Consider the following 23,748-nt stretch of genomic DNA (forward strand, 5'->3'; position numbering starts at 1 on the left):
TATGATAACAATATCCCGCCCTGACCAGCAAGGAACTGGAGTCCAGAAATACCGGATTTATGCGAATGACCAAAAGGTTTGTGAAATAGAAAACGGAGAAAAAATCCAAATTGACTTAAATCCAGGTAATTACGAGATTGAGGCAAAGGTTTTTTGGTTTGGTTCTAAAATCTTAAAAACCGATTTGACCAATGGCGAAGAACTTATAGTTCGCGGCCCAAAATATGGGATTTGGATAGCTTTTATCCCATCCGTTATTTATGCCATATTGGTTTTTTTGGATTTGGACTCCACTATTGTACTTTATAGTTTTTTAGGATTATGCCTTTTGATTATAGGTATTTTGTTTTCCCCTATTTTTCGTAAAAACTATATCGAAATCGTCAAAAAAGAGGCTTCTCTATAAATATCCATTTATGAAGTCCTCAACTACGACAACCCAAAAAATGGGGATTACTCTCCCATTGCAGCAGCTACAGCAGCAGAAAGTCTTTTATAAGTTCCGTTTTCCAATCGCTCCCTAATAGCGGAGAAAGCATCCAATGTTTCTGCTATATCCTCCATAGTGTGGGTAGCCGTAGGAATCAATCGAAGTAAAATCAACCCTTTTGGAATTACTGGGTATACCACGATTGAACAGAAGATTCCATGGTTCTCACGAAGGTCCTTTACCAAGGCCATTGCCTCTGGGATACTACCGTTCAAGTAAACGGGAGTCACACAACTCGTGGTGGTTCCGATATCAAATCCTCTTTCTTTCAGCCCATTTTGAAGTGCGTTCACATTCTCCCAAAGCTTGGCTTTAAGTTCTGGCATGGTACGCAACATATCCAGTCTTTTCAATGCACCTTTCACATATACCATGGGCAATGATTTGGCGAACATTTGAGAACGTAGATTGTATTTAAGGTACTCTATGATTTCCTTGTCTGCAGCAACAAAAGCCCCTATACCTGCCATGGATTTGGCAAAAGTGGCCAAATACACGTCAATTTCATCCTGCACACCTTGCTCCTCTCCTGCACCGGCACCAGTTTTTCCAAGGGTTCCAAATCCGTGGGCATCATCTACCAAAAGTCTGAACAGAAACTTTTTCTTTAGGGCAACAATTTCTTTAAGGATGCCTTGCTCGCCACGCATACCAAAAACACCTTCGGAAATGACCAAGATTCCACCACCGGTTTCATTGGCCAATTTAGTGGCACGCTCCAAGTTTTTCTCTAAACTTTCTGGGTCGTTATGCTTAAATGTAAAACGCTTACCCATGTGCAAACGAACACCATCAATAATACAAGCGTGGCAATCCACGTCGTACACAATAATATCATCTTTGGACACCAGAGCATCGATTACCGACATAAAACCTTGGTACCCAAAATTCAACAAATAAGCAGCATCTTTATGTACGAATTCTGCCAATTCGTTTTGTAATTGCTCATGGTAATCGGTGTGACCGCTCATCATACGAGCACCCATTGGGTAAGCAGCTCCGTGTTCCAAAGCGGCTTCTCCATCCACTTTTTTGATTTCAGGTAGGTTGGCGAGACCCAGATAGTCATTGATACTCCACGTTATTACGTCCTTTCCCTGAAACTTCATTCTGTTGGAAATAGGTCCTTCCAATTTTGGGAATACAAAATAGCCTTCTGCTTGCGAAGCCCATTTTCCTAAAGGTCCTTTGTTCTCAATGATTCTATCAAATAAATCTCTCATCTACCGTAATATTAATTCAAATGCAAAAGTATATATTTTTATGAACCTCGCATAACGAAATGTTCATATATAAAAAACGGCAATGAAAATCATTGCCGTTCTTGAGGTATTATAAGGTACTGGTTTTATTTAATGTACTTGATTTCTTCAGGTATTTCAGCATCTTGAATATCGAAAAATCCTTGGTTTTCCATCCATTCGTTGCTATACACCTTACTCATATACCTTGAACCATGGTCTGGGAACACAACAACAACATTGCTGTCTTCGGTAAACTCCCCTTCCGTGTTCAATTGGTACAATGCCTGAGTAGCGGCACCACTGGTGTAACCCGCAAAAATACCTTCGGTATGGGCCAATTTACGGGCCATGTGGGCACTTTCGCCATCAGTTACCTTCACATATCTATCAATTGCATTGAAATCAGTTGCTGCTGGTATCAAGTTTTTGCCCAATCCTTCAATTCGGTATGGATACACTTCATTGTGATCAAACTCTCCCGTCTCGTGATATTTTTTCAATACGGAACCATAAGCATCCACACCCAATACTTTGACATTTGGATTTTGCTCCTTCAAATAACGGGCTATACCTGATATTGTTCCTCCTGTTCCACTACAAGCCACCAAATGGGTAATCTGACCGTTGGTCTGCTCCCAAATTTCTGGTCCCGTACTGGAATAATGAGCATTGATATTAAGCTCGTTAAAATATTGGTTGATGTAAATGGAATTCGGTGTTTCACTGTGTAAACGTTTGGCCACTTCGTAATACGAACGTGGATCGTCTGCACTGACATGGGCTGGACAAACATATACGTTTGCTCCCATGGAACGCAACATGTCAATCTTGTCAGGGGATGATTTTGAACTTACGGCCAAAATACATTTGTATCCCTTAACAATGCTCACCATGGCAAGGCTAAAGCCTGTATTGCCCGATGTGGTCTCAATAATGGTGCTACCCGGCTTAAGAATACCTTTACGCTCGGCTTCCTCAATAATATGAATCGCAATTCTATCTTTTGAAGAATGTCCAGGATTAAAGCATTCCAGTTTAGCATAGAAATTTCCAGTAAGAGGGGCGGTAATTCTGTTTAGCTTAACTAAGGGGGTACTTCCAATTAGGTCTAGGATATTGCTGTACGCATTTATCTGTTTCTTCATAACTGGTATTAGGTAGGGAACAATTCTTAAAACAATAAGAAATTTGTTCCGTGCAAATGTAACATTTTATTTTTAAAGCGCTTTTCCTTCGAGGTCCAAAATAAAGGCATATTCCTTTGCGGTTTCCTTCAAAGCCTCAAAACGGCCCGATGCCCCACCATGTCCAGCATCCATATTGGTATCCAAAAACAACAGGTTGTCATCGGTTTTGTACTCGCGCAACTTGGCCACCCACTTGGCCGGTTCCCAATATTGCACTTGGGAATCATGTAGGCCTGTGGACACATACATATGTGGATACGCCTTGGCTTCCACATTATCATAAGGTGAATAGGATTTAATATAATCGTAATATTCCTTTTCATTCGGATTGCCCCATTCGTCATACTCACCCGTGGTCAATGGAATGGTATCATCCAGCATCGTTGTTACTACATCTACAAAAGGCACGGCCGCGATTACCCCATGGTACATGCTAGGCTCCATATTGATGATGGCTCCCATCAACAGTCCACCTGCAGAGCCACCCATGGCATACAAGTGTTGAGAACTTGTGTAGTTAATGTCTATCAGATATTTGGAAACATCGATGAAATCGGTAAAGGTGTTCTTTTTATGCAACAGTTTACCATCTTCGTACCATGGTCTTCCCAAATACTCGCCGCCTCGAATATGCGCGATGGCATAAATGAAACCACGATCTAATAAACTCAAACGGATAGATGAAAAATAAGGGTCTATGGTTGCCCCATAAGAACCATAACCATACTGCAACAACGGACTAGTGCCATCCAAAGGCGTATTTTTATGATAGATTATAGAAATAGGCACTTTTTTGCCATCCCTAGCTGTGGCCCACAAGCGCTCCGTTTTGTAATTGTCCTTGTTGAACTTCCCACCCAAAACTTCTTGCTGCTTCATGATTGTTTTGGTCTGGGTTTCCATATCAAAATCGATAATGGCATACGGCTCGCCCATTTCATTGTAGTAATACCGGAGCACTTTGGTATCAAAATCAAGGTTTACCGAAGGTCCAGCAACATAGGTCTCACTATCAAAAGGCAAATAATAACTGTCGGAACCGTCCCATTTGGAAATCTTCATTTGGTTAAGGCCATTGTTACGCTCGGTCACCACATAATAATCCCTGAAAATCTCCACATCTTCCAACAAAACATCTTCTTGATGCGGGATAAATTCCTCCCAATGCTCTAATGATGTATTATTTTCATTGGTTTTCATCAACTTAAAGTTGGTGGCACCGTCTTTGTTGGTCAGCACATAAAAGTCGTCCTCAAAATGGGAGATGGAATATTCCACACCTTTTTCCCGCGGGGAGAACACTTTGAATTCTCCTTCGGGGTCATCTGCATTTAGAATTCTATATTCCGATGTCAATGTACTTCCTGAACCAATAACGATATACTTTCTGGATTTGGTCTTGTACACAAAAGTATTGTAGGTGGAATCCTTTTCATGAAAAACCAATTCGTCCTCATCGGAAGTGGTTCCCAGTACATGCTTGAAAATTCTATCCGAACGTAACGTAACCGGGTCCTTTTTCGTGTAGAACAAAGTTTTGTTATCATTCGCCCAAACAGAGCTACCGGTTGTGTTTTCAATGATATCAGGATAAATCTCGCCAGATTTAAGGTTTTTAACCTGAATGTTGTACTGTCTTCTGGAAATAGTGTCTGTTCCAAAAGAAGCCATGGTATTATCTGGACTGATAGAAACACCCCTCAAATTGAAAAACTCGTGTCCTTCGGCCATTTGGTTACAATCAAACAATAATTCTTCAGCAGCCTCCAAACTTTCCTTTTTTCTAGAATAAATGGGGTACTCCTTCCCCTCCTCGTATCGGGTAATGTACCAGTATCCGTCCAACTTATAAGGGACCGAAGAATCATCTTCTTTGATTCTACCTTTCATCTCCTTAAAAAGTTCCTCTTGGAATTTCTCGGTATGGGCTGTCATTTTTTGGAAATACTCGTTCTCAGCGTTCAAATAGTCGAGAACTTGCTGGTCTTCCCGATTGTTCATCCAGTAATAATCATCGATTCTTACATCGCCATGTTTTTCAAGTTGCGTTGGATGCTTAGGAGCCACAGGAGGAGTTATATTCATGGATTCTTCTTTGTTGTTTTTGCAAGCGGTCGCAAAAATAAGGCATAAAACCAGAATAGAAATTCTTGAATTCGTTTGTTTCATTGGAAAGTGTTTTAGCCAATTTACTACTTTTGACCTTAGGTTTGATAAATATTAATGCATTGCTTGTTCGGACGGTGGTCCGACAAGCCCAAAACTTGAAGATATGTTTGGAGATCTAATGGGAATGATGGGTAAAATAAAAGAAACCCAAAAGAAAGTTGAAGCAACCAAGGAACGATTGAACACCGTGATGATTAATGAAGCATCATCGGATGGACTCCTCAAAGTGACCTTGACGGCCAATCGCGAGATAAAATCAATTACCATTGACGATTCCCTGCTGGAAGACAAGGAGCAATTGGAAGATTATTTGGTATTGACACTGAACAAAGCCATTGAAAAAGCCACCAAGGTAAATGAGGCTGAATTGGCGGCCGTAGCCAAAGAGGGCATGCCCAACATTCCCGGCATGGATACTTTTATGAAGTAGTACTCAGATAGTTTGATTCCTCGATTATTGGATTGTCAGATTATCTTGAACTTGATACCATTTTTAATGGTAAAACATAATATATATTAAACACACTTCTCGATACAATTTTGGCTTTGCCAAAACCACTCGAAGTGACATCCTAGCTATATTTTGTCAGTTCGAGTGCGAAGCGTATCGAGAACTGATTTGGATGGTTGGATTATTAGATTTTTGGAAAGTTGTATTCTCTTGAACTTGATACTTCAACTTTAATTGTCAGGTCGAGCGCAGTCGAGATTTTTTTAAACTTCTCGACTGCGCTCGAAGTGACAATTACCCAATGCTTTTCAAAACTTTTAAGAAATGCTGGTGCATGACATCGGTATAATCCAAATGGGTAACAATACGAAGTTTGCCTTGCCCCATACCTATGATGGACACTTCATTTTTGGTCAACTGTTCCAGAAAAGCTTCTGAAGACATTTTAGTCTCATCTATTTCAAAAATGATGATATTGGTCTCAATGGGTTCCACTTTTTTGATAAAATCCAACGATTCAAGCACCTCTCCTATTTCTTCTGCTTTTTTATGGTCTTCGGTCAGTCGGTCTACATTGTTTTCCAGAGCATAAATACCTGCTGCAGCCAAATACCCTGATTGACGCATTCCACCGCCAAACACCTTTCGTATCCGCAAGGCTTTGTCTATATCGGCTTTACTTCCCACCAATACAGAACCTACTGGGCACCCCATGCCTTTGCTCAAACATACGCTGATGGTATCGAACAACTTGCCATAAGCTTTTGGGTCCTCGCCTTTTTTCACCAAGGCATTCCAGAGTCGGGCACCATCCAAATGATATTTTAGATGATGCTCATCACAGACTTTTCGAATCTTTTTCAATTCCTCAAAATCCCAACAAGCACCGCCACCCTTATTTGTGGTGTTTTCAATACAAACCAAGGTAGTTAATGGGCTATGGTAAAAATCGGGTGGATTAATGGAGGCTTCCACCTGCTCGGCGGTCATCATCCCACGGTCACCATCAACCAATTTACAGGAAACCCCGCTATTAAAGCTAACTCCTCCCCCTTCGTAATTGTAAACATGGGCATATTTATCGCAAATCAACTGGTCCCCTGGTTGGGTGTGTATTTTGATCGCCGTTTGGTTGGTCATGGTGCCACTGGGGAAAAATAAGGCGGCTTCCATACCAAAATACTCGGCAACTTTGGCTTCTAATTCATTTACCGTAGGATCATTTTTAAATACATCGTCTCCTACTTTCGCATTCATCATAGCCTCCAACATTCCCGCTGAAGGTCTAGTGACCGTGTCACTTATCAAGTTTATCTCCATATAATTGTTTAGTCCATGCAGTCCATCCCAATAGGCGAACCATCAGGGATTTTTTCAACAGGTATCAATTTAAATTCAGATGGTTCCTTCATGAAAGCATCAATTCTTTTTACCATTTCGACAGCTATGGCATTCTTACCATTGCTTAAAAGTTGTGTTTTTAGATTGTTCAATGCCTCATTGGCAATGGCATTTACCTGTGGATGCACATCATCATGGGCTGCTAGGTTCATGAAATGATAAAGTACCCTAAAATTGATCGTATTCTGTACTTCTGCCTCGTAATCATCACGGTGTGATACATCAAAAGTGGCCTTGATGGCCTCATCCAGTACTTCTTTTAGCCCCAATTGTCCTTTGTCCAAGCTTTTTTGCTGGATTAATCGTGAGGCGCGTTGCGGATGTAGCAACAGTCCCAAGGTCATATCCGCAGCCGTTTCTGCAACGGAAAGTGCATCAAAACTCACTCCTGTTCGTCCCTGGAACGATTCCCTGGAACGACCAAATCCAATGGCCCTCGGAGGAAAAAGGCTCAATTTATCCTTGGGAACGGCAATTACTTCGGCATCCAATGTTTTTAGTAAAGATGCCATAGCAGCTTCTTGGACTGCTTGATTTACAGGTTTTACGGAAGTTTGACCTCCATCTTTAACCGCATAATTGTAGTCCAGGCCACCAATGACCTTGGAGACTGCTTCAGTCTGGTATCTATGGAAGAAATACAGGGGCACAAACACATCTTCCAGTACAGAATAGGCCTCGCCTGTTTTAATATTGTCTATGGAAAAGTTTTCAATGGCCTTCTTTCGGATTTCCAACATTTCATCCAATTCTTGACTGGCGCTTTTGCCGTTATCCCACAAGTGGGCGAATGCATGCGCTCCTCCCGTAGGGCGAGCATCTTGGTCGGAAATATATCTTAATCCATCATCCTGGGCCTTTTTCAAAATGGCATTCAATGCAGCTTCTTCATCAGTTCCACTCGGAAAATCGGAATAAGCATAGGCCACGATCACCTTGTCCCACTCCCCTATTCCTGTATCGTACGCATTATTAAAAGTGATTTCACTGCCTTCCAACTCAAATTGCGGATGTGGATAGTCCATCACAGAAGCCCTATTATTGGTACTGGCTGCAAAATTGTGGGCAAAACCGAGCGTATGCCCTATTTCGTGTGCAGAAAGCTGACGGATTCTTGCCAAGGCCAATTCCAACATGGGTTCATAATTATCATCTCTTTCGGCAAAAGGTTGATTCATAAGGGCTTGGGCAATCATAAAATCCTGACGAATTCGCAAACTTCCCAAACTTACATGACCTTTTAGAATCTCTCCTGTTCTTGGATCGGAAACACTGCTTCCGTAACTCCAGCCACGTGTGGAACGGTGCACCCATTGCACTACATTGTAACGAATATCCAAGGGGTCGGCATCATCGGGCAGCATTTTCATTTGAAAGGCATTCTTATAGCCTGCCGCTTCAAACGCTTGATTCCACCATTTACCACCATCCAATAGAGCGGAGCGTATGGGTTCCGGGGTTCCGTTGTCCAAATAATACACAATGGGCTCAACGGCTTCGCTCATTTCTGCGTTTGGGTCTTTCTTTTGTAAACGGTGTCTTCTAATGAATCTTTTTACCAATGATTCCTGTACAGGCGTGGCATAATCATAATAAGAGAAAGGATATCCTCCGCTACGTGGATCAAATGATCTTTTTTCATAGTCATCATCGGGAAGTTCAATAAGTGAGTGGTGCTGAGCTACGGTTACCAAACTGGGAGTCGGTGTCACGGAACGAATCCAAGCACCTTGCGGTTCTCCTTTGAAGGTCAACGTAACATCAAACTCCACATTTTTGGGAAATGCCTTGGTACGGTCAAACGCCCACGCACTTTTGGATTTGTCCAGACTATACGAACCTTGCTTGGCCCTTTTCAATCGGTTGGAAACACCGTGGGCATCCCGCATCAAGAAGTCGGAAAAGTCGATCAAATAGCTTCCTTTGGACTCCTCGACAATCTCAAAGCCTTCCAGAATGGATTTGGCAAAGGCCTGCTCAACAGATTTACGTTCCAATTCATTATCTGTAATGGCTCGATATTGCAAGTTTGGCTGCATCAAAAGCAATTTTTTTCCCACTTTACGGAAAAACACCACCTGTTCGTTGCCCAACTGGCCACGGTCAAGACCAATATCATTACTCCCCACGCCACTACTCAGTGCGTAGACGTATAAAAATTCCTTCTCTAAATCATCTACTTGCAGATAGATTTTATCCGTGGAATCATCATAGAAAAAATCGAAATAGCCAGCAAACTTTTGAAAATCCTTGGCTTTTTCAAAAGTTTGGGCACCCATCGAGGCGCAAACAAAATAAAGCAAAGTGATGAGGGTAGCAGTGTTCTTCATAATCTGGTTGATATGTTGCATTAAAATTATGGAAATCCTTTTAAATAACCCCTTGATAACTTTCCTTCTTGACAAAACCACAATTCCATAAAATTCAAAGCCGATTTTTAAATATTCCTCGTTTCTGTATAGTGATTTTTAAATAATGTAAACCAATAAAGCCAAATGAATCACCTATATTAAAAGAAAAACTATATGGGTACAACTGAGGATAAATCCATCTTTTCCAGCTATGTGAAAAAAGATGGCCTGTTTGATGAAGTCTTCGACAAAAATGGAGATGTCAAATCCGTTTACCAGAAGCTTCTGGACTTATATGGTTCGAGAACAATCGATGATTACGTCAACCTGAACAATAAGGCCAAATCATCTTTTTTCAACCAAGGAATCACCTTTCAGGTATATGGTGATAAACAAAGTCAGGAAAAAATTTTTCCCTTTGATCTTTTCCCAAGAATCATCTCCACCGATGAATGGGAAATCATAGAACAGGGTGCCATACAAAGGAATATTGCCCTCAACCATTTTTTATGGGATGTATACCACGATAAAAAAATTGTAAAGGACAAAGTGGTGCCCATTGAGCTGTTGAGCTCCTCCCCTAACTACCTGCACCAAATGATGGGGATTGATCCACCTAATAAAATTTATAATCACATCTCTGGTACTGATATTATAAAGCATTCGGATGGCAATTATTATGTATTGGAAGACAACATCCGTTGCCCTTCCGGCGTAAGCTATGTTATTTGTAACAGAACCGCTTTAAAGAGAGCCCTTTTTGGGGTTTTCAATCATTACAAGACACACTCGGTGACCAATTATGCCGAAAACTTGTTGCACTTATTGGAAACGGCGAAACCGCCTGGAGTCGATATGCCCGTAACCGTTGTGATTACCCCTGGGATGTTCAACTCGGCCTATTATGAGCACTCCTATCTGGCCAAGGCCATGGGCGTGGAATTAGTGGAAGGACGTGACCTATTTGTGGAAAACGATTTTGTATATATGAAAACCACACAAGGTCCTGTCCGAGTGGATGTGGTATACCGAAGAATTGACGACCTTTTCCTTGACCCCATGGAGTTTAGTCCCGATTCTGCTTTGGGTGTACCTGGTATTTTCGCGGCCTATCGCAAGGGCAACGTTACCCTTGCCAATGCCCCAGGAACGGGTGTGGCTGACGATAAGGCCATTTACACCTATATGCCCGAGATCATAAAATACTATTTGGACGAGGAACCCATTCTTAAAAATGTACACACCTACCATTGCAGTCGTCCCAAGGAATTGCAATATGTACTGGATAATATTAAGGACCTTGTTATAAAACCTGTGGATGAAGCGGGTGGATATGGTATTTCCATAGGAAATAGATTGACAAAGGAAGAAATTGAACGCGTAAAATCAGAAGTCAAGGCCAATCCGCGTAAATATGTGGCACAACCCATTATGTCACTTTCCGTTCACCCAACTTATATAGATCAGAAGGAATCCTTTGAACAACGTCATGTCGACTTGAGAACATTTACGGTGTTGGGAAAGGATGAACAGTTTGTATTAAAAGGAGGGCTTACCCGCGTAGCCCTGAAAGAAGGAAATTTAATCGTGAACTCCTCTCAAGGGGGCGGTTCCAAAGATACGTGGGTCCTAAAACAATAACTATATGCTTGCAAGAGTTGCCAATAACCTATTTTGGATGGGTAGATACATAGAACGTGCTGAACACATTGCTCGTTTTATGAACGTAAACTATTTTTCATCGCTGGATGCGCCCAACCAACTTTCCCAGTCACGAAATTTTGTACTGCAATCTATGCTGTTCATGGTCGGAGATCCAGTGGCCGACCTCAATAAGGAACTGAACGAAGAGGAGGTTTTATATGATTTAGGATTGAATCCCGAAAAGCCCTACTCCATTATAAGCAGTATAAAAATTGCAAGAGAAAACGCGAACAGTTCTCGTGATTTGATATCGACTGAGCTTTATGAAAGTTTGAACAAGTTTTATCACTTTGTGATGAATTACCCCACGGAAACCTATAAAAAAACCAACCTATATGATTTTACCATCAATATAACCGAAATCACTGCTGTGTTGAGAGGTAAAATCAGAGGTACGTTATTGCACGATGAAGTATATGCCATCATCATGATGGGAGTAAACATTGAAAGGGCCATTCAGATTACCCGTATCATCAACACAAAATACAACGACGCCCTCATGGCCAAGGGAAGTTACAAAGATCCCATTGGAAACAGTTATGAATGGACCACCTTGTTAAAATGCGCGGAATCCTACGACATGATGAGGAGACTGTACAAGAAGACTCCCACTGGCACCTCTACCTTAGAATTTTTACTGCTGAATGGTAAATGTCCAAGATCATTCATGAATTGTATCAATCAAGTGCACAAACATATTCTGGAAATTGACAAGAAGGTGGAGTATTCCCAAAGTTCAACAGCATTTTTAGTGGGAAAAGTCAAGGCCGAATTTCAATTTAAGCAGGTAGATGAAGTATTGGAGGATATCCAAGGAAACCTGAACATGATCCTTAACAAAATGTTCAAAATTAGCGAGAGTATGGAGAAAGAATTCTTCAACTACTGATACTTTTTTGAGTAACTTGGCCGGATTGAAATTCACTCGAATGCTGTATGAATATGAAATAGATTATGATACTCGAAACTCCTATGAAATGGGGCTTAACGAGGCGTTTTGGCAGTTTTTGGTCATTCCAGAAGAGAACGATACACAAGAGCTTACCTACTGGCATTTTGAGAACGATCTTGACGAAAAAAATAGCGTTTCTGAGAATGGATTGGGGTTTAAGACAGTGCAAGTACGCTCCAAAAAGGAGTTGGACCATATTAAGTTCAATGCGCACTTCAAACTTACCAAAAAAGAGATAAATCCATTCGATTTTGATTTGCCTTTGAATATCGAAGAAGAGCGGAAATTAGTGGATAGTTTGGATTTCAGGGTGGATCACGAACCATACCTTAGAAAAACAAGGTTCACACAATTACTAGAAGAACATAAGTCCATTTACACCTTTGACCAAAAAAAATCAATTTTTGAAAACTTGACGGAGCTCAATCACTGGGCGTATGGACATTTGTACTTTAAGACCGGGGTTACCGATGTAAATACCTCGTTGGACGAAATCATCGAAAACAGACATGGGGTTTGTCAGGATTTTACGCATCTATTTTGTGCCATAGCCAAACACCATGGGGTTCCAGCGAGATATGTCTCTGGATATTTACATCAAGGGCACGGTTTTTTTGGTGATTCGCAAATGCATGCTTGGGCCGAAGCCTTTGTACCCAATGTAGGTTGGATAGGGTTTGATCCCACCAACAACGTTTTGGCCAATTATAACCACATAAAAGTCTGTCACGGAAAGGACTATACCGATTGTGCCCCTTTAAAAGGAGTCGTTTATACATTGGGTAAAAACGAAACAGAATATACTGTACAGGTAAAAGCTTCCCAACAACAATGAAATACCTAAGGTATTCTGCAGAAAGAAACTTATTTTTACCCCAAATAAATACATTACATGATAACTACAGATCAGCAGAAAGATCTTATTGAGCGCCTGGGTGCGTTAAGGAGGTATCTTTGACATTGATGCCAAACTTATTGAAATAGAGAACGAGGAGGAAAAAACCCTCGCTCCCGGTTTTTGGGACAATCCACAAGAAGCCCAAAAACAAATGCAATCCATCAAATCCAAAAAGAAATGGGTAGAAGACTTTGAAGAAGCCAAAACATTGATTGGCGACCTTGAGGTGTTCCTGGAGTTTCAGCAAGCTGGTGAGGTTTCTGAAGAGGAAGTGACCAAGCAGTTTGACAAGGCCCAAGTGGCCATTGAAAAATTGGAGTTCCGCAACATGCTTTCGGACGAAGGTGATGAGCTTACCGCCGTACTTCAAATTACAGCTGGTGCCGGTGGCACCGAAAGTTGTGATTGGGCTTCCATGCTTATGCGGATGTACCTGATGTGGGCCGAAAAGAATGGTTACAAAGTAAAGGAACTCAATTATCAAGGGGGTGATGTGGCCGGGATCAAGACCGTTACCTTGGAAATCGAGGGGGAATATGCCTTTGGATGGCTCAAGGGTGAAAATGGGGTGCATCGTTTGGTGCGCATCTCCCCTTTTGACAGCAACGCGAAGAGACACACATCCTTTGCCTCGGTCTATGTGTATCCGTTAGTGGACGATAGTATCGAGATCGATGTAAATCCATCGGATATTGAGATAACCACTGCGAGATCTAGTGGTGCGGGGGGGCAAAATGTGAACAAGGTGGAAACCAAGGTCCAACTGGTACACAAACCCACGGGAATTCAAATATCGTGCTCTGATTCACGATCTCAACACGACAACAGGGCCACGGCCATGAAAATGTTGAAGTCACAGTTGTACGAAATAGAACTTCGAAAAAAGCAAGAAGCCCGTGCTGAAATCGAATCTTCCAAAATGAAGATTGAATGGGGGTCACAAATCCGTAATTACGTGATGCATCCTTATAAATTGGTGAAAGATGTACGGACAGGCGAGGAAACAGGAAACGTGGATGCTGTAATGGATGGCGATCTGGATGCATTTTTAAAAGCCTATCTGATGATGATGGGGCAAAAGGAAGAACAAGAGTAAAAGCATAGATCATGATTAAAATATACCATAACCCCCGATGCAGAAAATCAAGGGAAGGTTTGGCCATCTTGGAAAAATCGGGAAAAGAATTTGAAGTTGTGAAGTATCTAGATGATGTTCCGAGCAAAGAGGAATTGAAAACCTTGATCGAATATCTGGGCATATCCCCTATTGATTTGGTAAGAAAGACCGAAGCCATTTGGAAAGAAAAATTCAAGGGCAAAACCTTGACCGATGATGAAGTGATCACGGCCATGTCCGAAAATCCAAAATTGATAGAACGACCTATCATTGTCAACGGCAAAAAGGCTGTTGTGGGAAGACCTCCTGAGAATATAGCCAACTTGCTATGATTCTGATATCCAACTACATTTAACACCTGATAGGCCCTTAAATTAATCCTAAATAGTATCTTTATCCCATGAAAAGTAAACAAACCTTATTCTATATAATTCTTTTTATTGGAGTATTGTTCATCAATGATATTTCAGCCCAATACGGTTATGGTTCTCCTTATGGATATGGATCTCGCAGTATGTATGGCCGAGGACGAAGTGCTATTCCACAGGCAGGACCTACTGAAAGCACTAAAGAAGAAACTCCACCTACCGCCGAAGAAATTGTGGACGAACAAATGCCTTCCATTACAGAAGCAATAGGTTTAGACCCGTTTGAACAAGCCGTGGTTCGTACTTCATTGGTTCAATCCGTACAACAGCGTATAGAGCTTCAAATTTTGGAGTTGGAGCCTCTTAAAATGAAGGAAGAGATCGAAAATATCAAACGACGCCAAGATGCCGAACTAAAGGCTGGTCTACCTGAAGAAAAGTACGAAGCCTTCATGGAACTCCAAGAAAATCAATTCAAAGCCAAAAAGAAAAAACAGAAGAAGAAAAAGAAGAAGAAAAAGGATTAACAATTCTTTAAGGTCATTCACAGGTTCATTTACGTTGTTGGGGGATTTATATTTCGTGCCCTCCTTTTTTACTCCAATTTTTGCAGCGTAAAAATCAAACTATGCACAGGATAATCATCCCGTTGCTGCTATTGACCTTCTCCACATTTCAAGGCTTAGCGCAACAAAACCAAAAACCCATAACAATTTCGGGGAAAGTAATCGACTCAGAATCAGGGCAACCTCTGGAATACGCAACCTTTGTTTTGCAAAAAGCAGATAGCCCTGACCAAGTAACCGGTGGAATCACGGACCTCGATGGAAATTTTGAAATTGAGACGGCTCCCGGAACTTACAACATCAGTGTTGAATTTATTTCTTACAAAACCTATTCGCGAAAGGGGCAAACGTACAATTCCGACACCAATTTAGGGTCTATTTCCATGTCCCCCGATGTTGCACAGCTTGCAGAAGTTGAAGTTGTTGGGGAAAAAACCACTGTCGAGGTTCGCTTGGACAAAAAAGTATATAACATTGGTAAGGATATCACCACTAGTGGAGGTAACGTAAGTGATGCCCTGAGCAATATTCCTTCCGTCGCTGTAGATGTGGAAGGAGCCATTAGCTTAAGGGGCAATGATAACGTTCGTATCCTTATCAACGGTAAACCTTCTGCTTTGGCAGGATTTGGTTCTACCGACGTTTTACAGCAACTACCTGCCGATGCTATTGAAAAGGTGGAGGTAATTACCAGTCCTTCTGCCCGCTATGATGCCGAGGGTACGGCAGGTATCCTTAACATTATCCTGAAGAAGGAGAAAACATTGGGTATCAACGGGTCCATCAATCTTACGGGCGGTATACCATTTAATGCAAGGGCAACCACCAACTTCAACATAAGAACAGAGAAGTTCAACATTTTCAACACACTTGGATATTATCATAGAGAGTCTCCCGGAGGTGGTTACAACGACAACACCTATATGTCCGAGCAAAGTGAGTTTGACAGAATTCTGGAGGACAGGGATATCAGTAGAAATGATGATGGTTTCAACCTGAATATTGGTATGGAGTATTTTATTACCGAAAAGTCATCTGTTACAGGTAGTTTCTTCTATAGATGGTCGGATGAAAATGATATAAACGAGAATGACAACCAGCGTTTTGTTGATGGCAGCATCAATAGTAGAACTTTTAGGACAGAAGATCAGGCTGAGAAAGGCAATAGCCGACAGTTCTCCTTGAACTATACCAATAATATTGACGACGATGGCCAAAAGTTGACCGCGGATCTCCAATACTCCTACAATAATGAAGATGTACTTACGGGTATTCGTGAAGACCGTACCATTCCAAGTGATAGTCTGATCGCTTTGGAAAATATTTACGAAAAGCAAAAGCAAGATGATATCTTGGCTCAAATCGATTATGTGTTGCCCATGGGAGATGCTCAATTTGAAGCGGGTTACCGAGGTACCTTTGAAAAGGAAGTGAACGATTATCAATTGGACACCTTGAATCAGGGAACGGGCAACTTTGATACCAATCAGGATTTGACCAATATTTTCACGTACCACGAAAATGTAAATGCACTTTATACGCAGTATGGAAACAAATACGGTAAATTTTCCGTGTTGCTCGGTCTACGTTTGGAAAATACGGAAATGCGAGGTGAAGTTGATGCCACTATCGACACTGAGGCTTTACAAGAACTTGTAGGGGAAGATGTTGATCTAAACTTTGACAAGAACTATTTAGGGCTTTTTCCCACTGTGAACTTTGTTTATGAAATTTCAAAAACCCAGAATATTTCACTTGGATATAACAGAAGAATCAACAGACCTAGAGGATGGTTCATTAATCCTTTCCCTTCTAGATCAAGTAGAACCAACGTTTTTCAAGGAAATCCTGATTTGGACCCTGCCTTTGCCAACGCATTTGACCTTGGATACATGAAAAGATGGAAAAAATTAACGCTTACATCTTCAGTATACTATCAACGTGAAACACAATCTTTTGAGTTTATTACCGAGAATACCGGTCAATTTACCTCAGACGGTATCCAGATTATCCGAAGGGTCCCTATTAACCTGTCCACCAACGAGCGAATCGGTGCCGAAGCGGGTGTAATGTACAGCCCTACCAAATGGTGGAGATTGAATGGTAGCATCAACTACTTTACCTTCTCTTCTGATGGAGAATTCAATGGTGTTGATTATGGTACGACCAACTCAAGCTATTTTGCACGTTTAAGTTCCAAGTTTACCTTGCCAGGAAAGATAGAGCTTCAGGCCAACTCCTTTTACATGGGACCTAGACAGAATGCACAAACGGAATCGGACCCAATGTTCTCTTTAAACTTGGCTTTGAGCAAAGATCTATTTGATGACAAGGCTACACTTTCATTGAATGCCAGTGACCTGTTCAACTCCAGAAAACGTAGATCATTTACCCAGACACCTACATTTACATCGGACAGTGAGTTCCAATGGAGACAAAGACAAGTGAATCTGTCTTTCATATACAGGTTTAACCAGCCCAAAGAACAACGTCAAAGAGGTAGACAACAAGGCCCTGACGACGATGAGGGTCAGGGACAATTCCAAGATTAGTAAGTTACCTAGAACGTAAAATAGAAAAGCAGCCTTATCGGCTGCTTTTTTTATGTATCAACTTCTAGTTTCTGTATGTGTATGGTAAAAAAATAGTCTTCAACCCAATGAGGACTATTTTTACGGAATAGATTGAAATAAAAAAGAAGCCAATGAGGCTTCTTTTTGTATATCTTATTCTTCTAGTTGGGCTCGTTTGGCCTCTTTTCTTTCTTTAAACATTTCCCTTAGGTTGCCAATCAACCAATAAGGTACTACAAAGGTCAATAGGAATATCATCAACCAAAAACCGATTGTCAAAATTGTTAGAAAAGCTAAAAAACCTAAATATTGGTCAAATTCGAACATCTTTACTCCTTTTGTTTTAACAAAGATACTTTCTTCTTATCAAAAAAAGCAAGTAGATGGGCAAAAAAAAGTGTATTTATCTATATCAACTACCATATAAATGCCCTATATCCTACCTTTGTAAGACAAAATTTTAAACTATGAGTTTCAGGATTGAAAAAGACACCATGGGCGAGGTAAAAGTACCCGCCGATAAATATTGGGGCGCCCAAACCGAACGTTCCCGAAACAACTTTAAAATTGGTGCTCCGGCATCCATGCCCTTGGATGTGGTGTACGGATTTGCTTATTTAAAAAAGGCTGCGGCCTACACCAATAACGAACTGGGAGTGCTCAGTCAAGAAAAAAGAGACCTTATTGCACAGGTTTGTGATGAAATACTGGATGGCAAGCACGATGACCAGTTTCCTTTGGTCATCTGGCAAACCGGTTCGGGCACGCAGAGTAACATGAACGTGAACGAAGTAATTGCCAACCGTGCACACGAAATTGCAGGTAAAAAAATTGGGGAAGGCAAGAAAACCATTCAGCCCAATGACGATGTGAACAAAAGCCAATCTTCCAACGACACTTTCCCTACGGGAATGCACATTGCCGCATATAAAAAAATAGTAGAGGTTACCATACCTGGCGTGGAACAGTTGCGAAACACTTTACAGAAAAAATCCGAAGAGTTCAAGGATGTGGTTAAGATCGGCAGGACCCACTTGATGGACGCCACTCCCCTAACCTTGGGCCAAGAATTTTCTGGCTACGTTTCCCAATTAAATCACGGGTTAAAGGCACTAAATAACACCTTATCACATTTGAGCGAGCTTGCTCTGGGCGGAACTGCTGTGGGCACTGGTTTAAATACGCCTGAGGGATACGATGTGCTTGTTGCCAAATACATTGCGGAATTTACTGGGAAACCATTTGTAACGGCCGAAAACAAGTTTGAAGCTTTGGCGGCCCACGATGCCATTGTGGAAAGTCATGGCGCATTGAAACAGTTGGCCGTTTCCTTGAACAAAATTGCAAACGATATCCGTATGATGGCTTCCGGCCCTCGTTCTGGTATTGGGGAAATCATTATTCCTGCCAACGAACCTGGAAGTTCCATTATGCCAGGTAAAGTGAACCCTACACAATGTGAGGCCATGACCATGGTGTGTGCACAGGTAATGGGGAACGATGTGGCCATCGGTGTTGGAGGTACGCAGGGTCATTACGAGCTAAATGTATTTAAACCTGTTATGGCAGCCAATATTTTGCAATCCGCCCAATTGATCGGGGATGCTTGTGTCAGTTTTGATGTGAACTGTGCTTCTGGTATTGAACCAAATCACGATACCATTAAAACCTTATTGAACAACTCCTTGATGTTGGTAACGGCCTTGAACACCAAAATTGGTTACTACAAAGCTGCTGAGATTGCCAACACTGCGCATAAAAATGGCACCACACTTAGAGAAGAAGCCGTAAATCTTGGTTATGTAACCCCTGAAGAATATGATGAGTGGGTAAAGCCTGAGGATATGGTCGGCAGCTTAAAATAAGCCACAAAAAAATGAAGCATAAAAAAGGCCCGTCCAAAATTGGACGGGCCTTTTCATTATAGTGATAGTGTGTGTTTATTACTTCAATTCGAAGCTGGAAGTTCCCAACAATTTCAATTTGTTGTCATAAACATTTACCATGTAGTTTCCATCTTGGAAATCCCCACTAGGCTTGTTTATGTAGTCGCATACATCCAAAGCATCGTTCTCGTAGTAGAAGTTGGTTCCTTTACTATATGTAAGAGAGCTTCCTTCTTCCGTGGTTGTAGTCAAACCTTCGCCCAATACGTTTCCTTGTGGTCCAAGAACTTCGATATAGAACTCTCTGTCACCGGCTTCAGCGATTACGTTGTCAGCAATGGTAAAACAAACTTTGAATTTATCGGTTGCTTTGGCTCTTCTTGTAGAAACCAATTTACCACTGTTTCTTTCTTTAATGGCGTCAACACTGATAGTGCTTAGGTTAAGGGCAGAACCTTTTTCAACGGCATCGGCCAGTTGCGTGTTCTGGATGATCAAAGAATCGTTGAAGACAGTTTGTTGTTCCAACTCAGCAAAAGTACTGTCTCTCTGCATGGCCAACAAGCTGTTGGATTGTGTCAAGGAATCCACTTGTTTTAAAAGTTCTTCTCTTTCAGCTTTAAGAACACTTACTTGCCTTCTGTAACGGGAAAGTGTAGCGATATCAGCTTTCATGCTGCTTACAGAATCGATGTATTTTGCAATGTTATCCCTAGCTGCAACCAATTCTTCGTTTGTAGCATTGCTTTCCAAAATAGCTTTGTCGTATTCAGACTTCAAATTGTTCAAATCCTCTACAACCAATTCTTTCTCTTGAGTAAGAGCTTCCGTGGTTTGTTTTTTATCTTGATAAAGACTCACAGTGTAAATAATGGTTCCTAAAAGAACTACACCCAACAGACCAGCAATTACTTTCAATCCGTTATTGTTATTTTTTGTTTCAGTCATAACTTTTTGTTTTAATTGATTCTCGTTTAAGGTTTTTAATCAATCGTGTTTGGTTTATATACGCATTGGATTTGTATTTGGATTATTTGGACGGAAATAATTTTCACAAAAAATTACAATTCCGTTCATGATCCCTTATTTTTAAAAGGATTTAAAAAAAGACTCCATGAAAAAAAATATGCTTTTAACCGCTAGTGCTTTGCTAATATTCTTTATTTCATGTAAGCAAAACGAAAAGAAACAGGAAGAAGCTTCAACAGCTTCAGAAGATGAAGTGTTGGTTGTGGATACCCCTCCTGCTGCTACCATAATTCCAATCGAACATGCCACTGCGGTAATCAATTGGAATACAACTACCATATATATAGATCCCGTTGGAGGCAAAGCTGCTTTTGAAGGTCAACAACAACCGGACCTTATTTTCATTACAGATATACACGGTGACCATTTTAATCCAGAAACCTTGAATGAATTGGATTTGGATGGTGTTGAAATTATTGCTCCTGAAGCGGTAAAACAGCAAATGGAGGAAAACTTATCATCCAAAACAACTGCAATGAAGAATGGTGAGACCAAAGAAATAGCAGGATTTTCAGCAAAAGCCATTCCCATGTACAACCTACGTGAAGAAGCCAAAGAATTTCATGTAAAAGGAAGGGGAAACGGGTATGTTTTCACTTTTGGGGACGAGCTCATCTATTTTTCAGGAGATACAGAGGATATTCCTGAAATGCGTGCTTTGGAAAATATCGACAAAGCTTTTGTTTGTATGAACCTACCTTATACCATGACCGTGGAAAGTGCAGCTGATGCCGTCTTGGAATTCAAACCCAAAGAGGTATACCCATATCATTATAGGGGACGGCCTGATGTCAGCGATGTCAAAAAGTTCAAAAGCATTGTGAACGAAGGGGATTCCAATATAGAAGTAGTACAATTGGACTGGTATCCAAACGAAGATTATTAATCCCATATAATATTAACGGGTTTTCATCGTTAGAACAACTAACTTAGTAACCAAATCAAATACTTGAATATGGCTCCCAAATCCCATGTTTTTGTAGTGATGGCAATACTTTTTGCCATACAAGCTACCTATGCAAATCAGTGTGATAATTTTTATTCCAAAGTAACCTATGCACTCAGTCATGGCAAAAAAGCCATGAATGCCACAAACTTTGAGCACCAAATGTACTATGCTGAAAGGGCTTTGACCGCTATGGAAAAAGCTGAATCCTTCATGGCTGATTGTAGTTGTGAAAAAGCAAAAAACAAGACCTTGGATGCCATGGAAACCTTGGAGCAAGCTATAGAACCCGCTGACTGGGAAGCTGGTAGGTTCTTTACCAAAAAAGCTTTGGGTGAAATCAACGAGTTGATAACCATAATCGACCAATGTACCCTTGGAACTACTAATGAGGCCACAATTGAAGTGGAGGCTTCCTATGAAGAAAACCCAGAAACTGAAGTGGCAGAAACCGCTTCGGTAGCATCCATGGAACTGGAAATGATCAAAGTTTTCGAGAAACATGCCGATGATAAACTCCAATCCGCAGAACAAGCCATTGAGCAATTAGTGGAACTCTCCAACTCCATCGGTTCAAGTTCCAGAAACACTCAAGATCCGAATAGCCTGGCAGCACACCAAAAAGCTTATTTGGAAAAAGCGAAGAAACTATTGGAGGAAGGAATCAAAAATCTCGGTGGAGAAGAATAATTCCTCCTTTTTTTAACGAATCAATTTTTTGTACTTGATACGCTTGGGCATGATATCCGTTCCCAAGCGTTTCTTTTTGTTCTCTTCGTAATCGGAGAAAGAACCCTCAAAGAAATATAATTGAGAATCGCCTTCGAATGCAAGGATGTGGGTACAGATCCTATCCAAGAACCATCTATCATGGGAAATGATCACTGCACAACCAGCAAAGTTCTCCAAACCTTCTTCTAAAGCACGGAGCGTGTTTACGTCCAAATCATTGGTAGGCTCATCCAAAAGCAGTACGTTACCTTCTTCCTTTAGCGTCATGGCCAAATGGAGACGGTTACGCTCTCCACCGGAGAGCATATTTACTTTTTTGTTCTGTTCGCTACCAGAGAAATTAAACCGGCTCAGGTAAGCACGGGAATTTACTTGCTTCCCTCCCATCATGATCAATTCCTGGCTATCACTAAAGTTTTCCCAAATGGTTTTTTCCGGGTCAATATTGGAATGTGATTGATCCACATAGGCCAACTTCGCCGTCTCACCAACCTCAAATTCACCTTTGTCGGGAGTCTCTTCTCCCATGATCATTTTAAAAATGGTGGTCTTACCCGCACCATTCGGTCCAATAATACCCACAATACCAGCTTGTGGCAATTTAAAGTTAAGATCTTCATAGAGTAATTTATCCCCAAAAGCTTTGCTTACGCCTTTGGCCTCGATAACGTTGGTTCCCAAACGAGGTCCGTTCGGGATATAGATTTCCAACTTCTCCTCTACCTGTTTTTGGTCTTGGCTGAGCAGTTTGTCATAATTCTTTAAACGGGCCTTTTGTTTGGCCTGTCTACCTTTGGCGCCTTGACGGACCCAATCCAGCTCGCGTTCCAATGTTTTTTGACGCTTGGAAGCTTGTTTGCTTTCTTGCTCCAATCGTTTCGCCTTTTGATCCAACCAACTAGAGTAATTTCCTTTCCATGGAATTCCCTCGCCACGATCCAATTCCAAAATCCAACCTGCAACGTTGTCCAAGAAATAACGGTCGTGGGTAACGGCTATCACAGTTCCTTTGTATTGTGCCAAATGGTGTTCCAACCAATGTACGGATTCGGCATCCAAGTGGTTGGTAGGCTCATCCAGTAATAACACATCCGGTTCTTTCAAAAGCAAACGGCACAAGGCTACCCTTCTTCGCTCACCACCGGAAAGCACACTTATTTTCTTGTCGGATTCTGGAGTACGAAGGGCGTCCATGGCAATCTCCAATTTCGTGTCCAGTTCCCAGGCATTTGCGGCATCAATCTGATCTTGAAGCGCTGCTTGCTTGTCCATTAACTTTTGCATCTTATCGGCATCCTCATAAACTTCGGGCAAACCGAACATATCATTGATTTTATTGTACTCATCCAAAATGGCCACGGTCTCGGCAACACCTTCCTTTACCACTTCAAGAACAGTTTTGTTCTCATCCAACTGAGGTTCCTGCTCCAAATACCCAACGGAGTACCCGGGAGAAAAAACCACATCGCCCTGATAGTTTTTATCCACTCCTGCGATTATTTTCAATAAGGTGGACTTACCTGAACCGTTTAGACCCAAAATCCCGATTTTGGCCCCGTAGAAAAAGCTTAGGTATATATTTTTAAGCACAGGGGTATTGGCCGTTTTAAAGGTCTTGGTTACCCCAGACATTGAAAAAATGACTTTCTTATCGTCTGACATTTATTGTAAATTAAATTGTTTA

General features: G+C 41.3%; 19 protein-coding genes. 12 read left to right on the top strand and 7 right to left on the bottom strand.

Translation table 11 applies throughout. From position 1 onward, the window contains the following. Position 1 precedes the first annotated feature (1 nt). Positions 2-406 carry a hypothetical protein gene (locus PY092_RS09795; RefSeq protein ID WP_275615672.1) on the top strand — a complete coding sequence of 135 codons (405 nt, stop codon included), beginning with the start codon at positions 2-4 and terminating at the stop codon, positions 404-406. A gap of 47 nt (positions 407-453) precedes the next feature. On the opposite strand, the gene PY092_RS09800 is transcribed toward PY092_RS09795, so the two are convergent. The 3 genes from PY092_RS09800 to PY092_RS09810 form a co-directional block, all read right to left on the bottom strand. After that, a complete protein-coding gene (locus PY092_RS09800; protein WP_275615673.1) occupies positions 454-1,713 on the bottom strand; it encodes a cysteate-C-fatty acyltransferase in 1,260 nt (419 codons plus the stop codon). 125 nt (positions 1,714-1,838) lie between these two features. Next, positions 1,839-2,879, bottom strand: coding sequence for a cysteate synthase (locus tag PY092_RS09805; protein WP_275615674.1), 1,041 nt, complete (start codon positions 2,877-2,879; stop codon positions 1,839-1,841). Between the two features lie 72 nt (positions 2,880-2,951). Further along, positions 2,952-5,090 (bottom strand): S9 family peptidase, encoded by a 2,139-nt coding sequence (locus tag PY092_RS09810; RefSeq protein WP_275615675.1) that lies wholly within the window; start codon positions 5,088-5,090, stop codon positions 2,952-2,954. Positions 5,091-5,193: 103 nt separating this feature from the next. On the opposite strand from PY092_RS09810, the gene PY092_RS09815 reads away from it, so the two are divergent. Then, complete coding sequence (locus PY092_RS09815; protein ID WP_275615676.1) at positions 5,194-5,520, top strand: YbaB/EbfC family nucleoid-associated protein; 327 nt, start codon at positions 5,194-5,196, stop codon at positions 5,518-5,520. 315 nt (positions 5,521-5,835) lie between these two features. Here PY092_RS09815 and PY092_RS09820 read toward each other — a convergent pair whose 3' ends face one another. Both PY092_RS09820 and PY092_RS09825 read right to left on the bottom strand, forming a co-directional pair. Beyond that, a complete protein-coding gene (locus PY092_RS09820) occupies positions 5,836-6,861 on the bottom strand; it encodes a threonine aldolase family protein (RefSeq protein ID WP_275615677.1) in 1,026 nt (341 codons plus the stop codon). 8 nt (positions 6,862-6,869) lie between these two features. Continuing rightward, the gene (locus PY092_RS09825) at positions 6,870-9,272 is read right to left on the bottom strand and encodes a zinc-dependent metalloprotease (protein ID WP_275615678.1); all 2,403 of its coding nucleotides are present in this window, start codon (positions 9,270-9,272) and stop codon (positions 6,870-6,872) included. 195 nt (positions 9,273-9,467) lie between these two features. Between PY092_RS09825 and PY092_RS09830 the strand changes: the two genes are divergently transcribed. The 8 genes from PY092_RS09830 to fumC all read left to right on the top strand — a co-directional run bounded on the left by PY092_RS09830 (position 9,468) and on the right by fumC (position 19,336). Next, entirely contained in the window at positions 9,468-10,934 is a 1,467-nt protein-coding gene (locus PY092_RS09830; RefSeq protein WP_275615679.1) for a circularly permuted type 2 ATP-grasp protein, read from the top strand. A 4-nt stretch (positions 10,935-10,938) separates the two neighbouring features. Then, positions 10,939-11,886, top strand: coding sequence for an alpha-E domain-containing protein (locus PY092_RS09835; RefSeq protein WP_275615680.1), 948 nt, complete (start codon positions 10,939-10,941; stop codon positions 11,884-11,886). Positions 11,887-11,926: 40 nt separating this feature from the next. Continuing rightward, positions 11,927-12,784, top strand: a complete 858-nt coding sequence (locus PY092_RS09840; protein ID WP_275615681.1) for a transglutaminase-like domain-containing protein — start codon at positions 11,927-11,929, stop codon at positions 12,782-12,784. A 57-nt stretch (positions 12,785-12,841) separates the two neighbouring features. Then, positions 12,842-13,943 (top strand): peptide chain release factor 2 gene (gene prfB, locus PY092_RS09845; protein WP_275615682.1). Its coding sequence is split into 2 segments (ribosomal slippage): positions 12,842-12,904 and positions 12,906-13,943, totalling 1,101 coding nucleotides; the frame shifts between segments, so codons are not numbered across the junction. Between the two features lie 11 nt (positions 13,944-13,954). After that, positions 13,955-14,296 (top strand): arsenate reductase (glutaredoxin), encoded by a 342-nt coding sequence (arsC, locus tag PY092_RS09850; protein ID WP_275615683.1) that lies wholly within the window; start codon positions 13,955-13,957, stop codon positions 14,294-14,296. A 68-nt stretch (positions 14,297-14,364) separates the two neighbouring features. Continuing rightward, on the top strand, positions 14,365-14,859 hold the full coding sequence (locus tag PY092_RS09855; protein WP_275615684.1) for a hypothetical protein: 495 nt from the start codon (positions 14,365-14,367) through the stop codon (positions 14,857-14,859). 101 nt (positions 14,860-14,960) lie between these two features. Beyond that, on the top strand, positions 14,961-17,450 hold the full coding sequence (locus tag PY092_RS09860) for a TonB-dependent receptor (protein WP_275615685.1): 2,490 nt from the start codon (positions 14,961-14,963) through the stop codon (positions 17,448-17,450). Between the two features lie 488 nt (positions 17,451-17,938). Next, complete coding sequence (gene fumC, locus PY092_RS09865) at positions 17,939-19,336, top strand: class II fumarate hydratase (RefSeq protein ID WP_275615686.1); 1,398 nt, start codon at positions 17,939-17,941, stop codon at positions 19,334-19,336. A gap of 78 nt (positions 19,337-19,414) precedes the next feature. Here the strand turns inward: fumC and PY092_RS09870 are convergent, their stop codons facing one another. Further along, positions 19,415-20,305 (bottom strand): hypothetical protein, encoded by an 891-nt coding sequence (locus PY092_RS09870; protein ID WP_275615687.1) that lies wholly within the window; start codon positions 20,303-20,305, stop codon positions 19,415-19,417. 166 nt (positions 20,306-20,471) lie between these two features. On the opposite strand from PY092_RS09870, the gene PY092_RS09875 reads away from it, so the two are divergent. Next, positions 20,472-21,272 carry an MBL fold metallo-hydrolase gene (locus PY092_RS09875; protein WP_275615688.1) on the top strand — a complete coding sequence of 267 codons (801 nt, stop codon included), beginning with the start codon at positions 20,472-20,474 and terminating at the stop codon, positions 21,270-21,272. Between the two features lie 69 nt (positions 21,273-21,341). Next, entirely contained in the window at positions 21,342-22,022 is a 681-nt protein-coding gene (locus PY092_RS09880; RefSeq protein WP_275615689.1) for a hypothetical protein, read from the top strand. Positions 22,023-22,034: 12 nt separating this feature from the next. On the opposite strand, the gene ettA is transcribed toward PY092_RS09880, so the two are convergent. Beyond that, positions 22,035-23,726 (bottom strand): energy-dependent translational throttle protein EttA, encoded by a 1,692-nt coding sequence (gene ettA, locus PY092_RS09885; protein ID WP_275615690.1) that lies wholly within the window; start codon positions 23,724-23,726, stop codon positions 22,035-22,037. Between the last annotated feature and the right edge of the window lie 22 nt (positions 23,727-23,748).

The sequence above is a fragment of the Flagellimonas yonaguniensis genome (assembly GCF_029193885.1).
GTDB classification, from domain to species: Bacteria; Bacteroidota; Bacteroidia; order Flavobacteriales; family Flavobacteriaceae; genus Flagellimonas; species Flagellimonas yonaguniensis.

Excerpts from the sequence above, each read along its gene's own strand:
- PY092_RS09795 (WP_275615672.1), top strand. The coding sequence starts at position 2 with ATGATAACAATATCCCGCCCTGACCAGCAAGGAACTGGAGTCCAGAAA.
- PY092_RS09800 (WP_275615673.1), bottom strand. The coding sequence starts at position 1,713 with ATGAGAGATTTATTTGATAGAATCATTGAGAACAAAGGACCTTTAGGA.
- PY092_RS09805 (WP_275615674.1), bottom strand. The coding sequence starts at position 2,879 with ATGAAGAAACAGATAAATGCGTACAGCAATATCCTAGACCTAATTGGA.
- PY092_RS09810 (WP_275615675.1), bottom strand. The coding sequence starts at position 5,090 with ATGAAACAAACGAATTCAAGAATTTCTATTCTGGTTTTATGCCTTATT.
- PY092_RS09815 (WP_275615676.1), top strand. The coding sequence starts at position 5,194 with ATGTTTGGAGATCTAATGGGAATGATGGGTAAAATAAAAGAAACCCAA.
- PY092_RS09820 (WP_275615677.1), bottom strand. The coding sequence starts at position 6,861 with ATGGAGATAAACTTGATAAGTGACACGGTCACTAGACCTTCAGCGGGA.
- PY092_RS09825 (WP_275615678.1), bottom strand. The coding sequence starts at position 9,272 with ATGAAGAACACTGCTACCCTCATCACTTTGCTTTATTTTGTTTGCGCC.
- PY092_RS09830 (WP_275615679.1), top strand. The coding sequence starts at position 9,468 with ATGGGTACAACTGAGGATAAATCCATCTTTTCCAGCTATGTGAAAAAA.
- PY092_RS09835 (WP_275615680.1), top strand. The coding sequence starts at position 10,939 with ATGCTTGCAAGAGTTGCCAATAACCTATTTTGGATGGGTAGATACATA.
- PY092_RS09840 (WP_275615681.1), top strand. The coding sequence starts at position 11,927 with ATGCTGTATGAATATGAAATAGATTATGATACTCGAAACTCCTATGAA.
- arsC (WP_275615683.1), top strand. The coding sequence starts at position 13,955 with ATGATTAAAATATACCATAACCCCCGATGCAGAAAATCAAGGGAAGGT.
- PY092_RS09855 (WP_275615684.1), top strand. The coding sequence starts at position 14,365 with ATGAAAAGTAAACAAACCTTATTCTATATAATTCTTTTTATTGGAGTA.
- PY092_RS09860 (WP_275615685.1), top strand. The coding sequence starts at position 14,961 with ATGCACAGGATAATCATCCCGTTGCTGCTATTGACCTTCTCCACATTT.
- fumC (WP_275615686.1), top strand. The coding sequence starts at position 17,939 with ATGAGTTTCAGGATTGAAAAAGACACCATGGGCGAGGTAAAAGTACCC.
- PY092_RS09870 (WP_275615687.1), bottom strand. The coding sequence starts at position 20,305 with ATGACTGAAACAAAAAATAACAATAACGGATTGAAAGTAATTGCTGGT.
- PY092_RS09875 (WP_275615688.1), top strand. The coding sequence starts at position 20,472 with ATGAAAAAAAATATGCTTTTAACCGCTAGTGCTTTGCTAATATTCTTT.
- PY092_RS09880 (WP_275615689.1), top strand. The coding sequence starts at position 21,342 with ATGGCTCCCAAATCCCATGTTTTTGTAGTGATGGCAATACTTTTTGCC.
- ettA (WP_275615690.1), bottom strand. The coding sequence starts at position 23,726 with ATGTCAGACGATAAGAAAGTCATTTTTTCAATGTCTGGGGTAACCAAG.